General features: G+C 54.6%; 1 protein-coding gene. It reads right to left on the minus strand.

Going from position 1 to position 529, the window contains the following annotated elements:
• On the minus strand, window positions 1-378 hold a 378-nt coding region (locus J0A66_RS21565; RefSeq protein ID WP_206575917.1), incomplete at its 3' end, for a TonB-dependent receptor plug domain-containing protein.
• Window positions 379-529: the final 151 nt, after the last annotated feature.

Consider the following 529-nt stretch of genomic DNA (forward strand, 5'->3'; position numbering starts at 1 on the left):
GGCGCGGTGCAGGCGTTTGCCATTAACCAGTACCAGCGTATGGTCGGCGGATAAGCCACGTAAAGACGCCGGGCGCACAAACACCTGACCGTCGGCCATAGGTAAACGCTGCACCTTAAAAGACGGCACGATTTGCGCCACGCTGTCGAGCAAGTCTTCTGAGGTGGTGCTGTCGATGGCGGAGGCGTCAATCAAATCAATCGGGGCCATGGAGTCGAATACGGTACGGTTGGCCTGACGGGTGCCGGTCACGATAATGCTTTCCAGATTACCGGGGGCTGCGCCTGCTACCTCTTGTGCGTGGGCAGACAGGGCCAGTGTTGAGCTGGACGCCAGGATAAGGCAGCCATAGGTGGCGGTTTTATTCAGGTGTTTCATGGTGTTTCCCAGTGTGTGTGGCACAGTTTATTGCGTTGCCGCCCATTGCCTTGTGCAAGGGCTTCCTGGGTAAAGACGCAGCGGCGTCAGGTATCTGTTGGCGAATAGGCAATGTTCATAAAAGTTTCATATAAAAATTGCCTTAGTATTT

The organism is Bowmanella dokdonensis (genome assembly GCF_017254865.1).
GTDB lineage: Bacteria > Pseudomonadota > Gammaproteobacteria > Enterobacterales > Alteromonadaceae > Bowmanella > Bowmanella dokdonensis.